The sequence below is a fragment of the Streptomyces sp. 150FB genome, assembly GCF_000818195.1.
Lineage (GTDB): Bacteria > Actinomycetota > Actinomycetes > Streptomycetales > Streptomycetaceae > Streptomyces.
In genome coordinates this window covers 2,488,446-2,490,935 of sequence record NZ_JTHL01000001.1, presented here as the reverse complement: position 1 = coordinate 2,490,935, position 2,490 = coordinate 2,488,446, and the positions used below count along the sequence as shown (strand labels likewise).

Annotated in this window: 2 protein-coding genes; both read left to right on the top strand. The window is 73.9% G+C overall.

Features of this window, described 5'->3' with window-relative positions; all coding sequences use genetic code 11:
- A partial coding sequence (locus tag QR77_RS10400; RefSeq protein WP_040021153.1) for a cysteine protease StiP domain-containing protein occupies positions 1–1,649 on the top strand: 1,649 nt, incomplete at its 5' end.
- The coding region (locus tag QR77_RS10395; RefSeq protein ID WP_063798019.1) for a hypothetical protein at positions 1,646–2,490 on the top strand (845 nt) is incomplete at its 3' end. The genes QR77_RS10400 and QR77_RS10395, both read left to right, overlap by 4 nt.

Sequence of the window (2,490 nt, the reverse complement as noted above, 5' to 3'; positions counted from 1 at the left end):
GGCTGGAATCCGCGCTGCCCGCCATGGCGGCGACCGTCGCCGCCGAGCTGGGCGAGGCCCGGCGCGTGCTGGTCCTCGGCTTCGAGGAGCTGATGTACGCGCCGCTGCGGCTGGCCGAGGCGCTGGAGCGGACGACGGGCGCCGAGGTGCGCTACTCGACGACGACCCGGTCGCCGGTGCTCGCCGTGGACGACCCGGGATACGCGATACGCAGCCGCCTCGTCTTCCCCGCGCACGACACCGCGACCCCGGACGGCGACGGCTCCGACGCCGCTGACCGGTATGCCTACAACGTCGCCGGCGGCGGCTTCGACGCCGTGGCCGTTGTTGTCGACTCCGTGGCCGACTCGCCCGAACTGCACGCCCCGGGCGGCCTGTTGGCGCAGCTCGCCGCGCACGTCCCGCGTGTTGTGCTGGCCGTCGTCCCCTCGTACGTACCCGCGCCCGTACCCGCGCCCGCGCCCGTATCCGCGCCCGCACGCGACCTCGAACGGCAGGAAACCCCCGTGCTGCCCGAGCCCCTCCGTGGCCCCGCCTTCTCCTCGTACGCACCCGAGGACGTGGGCTGGCTGCTCCAGGACCTGTCCCACGTCGAGCTGGAGGCCCCGACCGAGGAGCGCGAGGAGGCGGTCCAGAGCGGCGGCGCGCACTACGCGGAGTCGCTGCCCGTCGAGTACCAGCCGACCGCCGAGTACCAGGCCCTCTTCGCCTCGGCGCTCGACACCTCGGCCGCGCGGATCGCCCGCGCCGTCGGCACCGTCACCGAGACACTGCTCGCCGAGCGCTCGCCGCGCCCGGTCCTGGTCTCGCTGGCCCGCGCGGGCACCCCCGTGGGCGTCCTCATGCGCCGCTGGGCGCAGCGGCGGCACGGCCTGGACCTGCCGCACTACGCCGTGTCCATCGTGCGCGGCCGCGGCATCGACGCCAACGCGGTCCGCTGGCTCGCCGCGCACCACGATCCCGCCGATGTCGTCTTTGTCGACGGATGGACCGGGAAGGGCGCCATCACACGCGAACTGGCCGACGCGCTCGCCCCGTTCGACGGCTTCGACCCGGGGATCGCCGTCCTCGCCGACCCCGGCGGCTGCGTCAGTACGTACGGCACCCGCGAGGACTTCCTCATCCCGTCCGCCTGCCTCAACTCGACGGTCTCCGGGCTGATTTCGCGTACGGTCCTGCGCTCCGACCTGGTCGGGCCGTCCGACTTCCACGGCGCCAAGTACTACGCGGAACTCGCCGGGGTCGATGTGTCGCAGCACTTCGTCGACACCGTCGCCGCCCGCTTCGACGAGGTCGCCGCCGCCGTGGACGCCGAGGTCAAGGAACTGCTCCAGGCCGACCGCGCGCCCACCTGGGAGGGCTGGGCCGCCGTCGAGCGGATCAGCGAGGAGTACGGGATCCACGACGTGAACCTCGTCAAACCCGGGGTCGGCGAGACCACCCGTGTCCTGCTGCGCCGCGTCCCCTGGAAGATCCTCGCCAAACGCGGAGCGGGCGCCGACCTCGCGCACGTCAGGCTGCTGGCCGAGCAGCGCGGCGTACCCGTCGAGGAGGTCGACGGCCTTCCGTACAGTTGCGTCGGCCTCATCCACCCGCGCTTCACGCGCGGCGCGACCGGTGCCGACGGCAAGGCGGTGGCGGCGCTGTGAACAGCCCCTCGCCCGTCCCCGGTGACACGCCCGCCTCAGGGGGCGCGCCCGTGCTCGTCGCCAGCGATCTCGACCGCACGCTGATCTACTCCGCCGCCGCGCTCCAGCTCCCGATGCCGGACGCCGAGGCCCCGCGGCTGCTCTGCGTCGAGATCTACGGCGGGAAACCGCTGTCGTACGTCACGGAGGCGGCCGCCGGGCTGCTCGACCGTCTCGCCCGCGCCACGGTCTTCGTGCCGACGACGACCCGCACCCGTGAGCAGTACGCCCGTATCCACCTGCCGGGTCCCGCCCCGGCGTACGCGATCTGCGCCAATGGCGGTCATCTGCTGGTGGACGGTGTGTCCGACCCGGACTGGGCCGCGGCGGTCGCCGGCCGGCTCGCCGCCGAGTGCGCCACGCTCGCCGAGGTGCGCGCGCACATCCTCGCCGTGGCCGATCCCGGCTGGCTCCTCAAGGAGCGCGTCGCCGAGGATCTTTTCGTGTATCTGGTCGTCGACCGGGCCCTGCTCCCGGAGGGCTGGGTACGGGAACTCGCCGAGTGGGCCCGGCCGCGCGGCTGGACGGTCTCCTTGCAGGGCCGGAAGATCTACGCCGTACCCCTGCCGCTCACCAAGAGCGCGGCGATGCGGGAGGTGGCCCGCCGTACCGGAGCGGCCGTCACCCTCGCCGCCGGGGACTCACTCCTCGACGCCGATCTGCTGATGGCCGCGGACCGCGGCTGGCGGCCCGGTCACGGCGAACTGGCCGACAGCGGATGGAGCGCCCCGCGGGTGGAGGCGCTGGCGGAGACGGGTGTCCTGGCGGGCGAGGAGATCCTGCGCCGCCTCACGACGGCGGT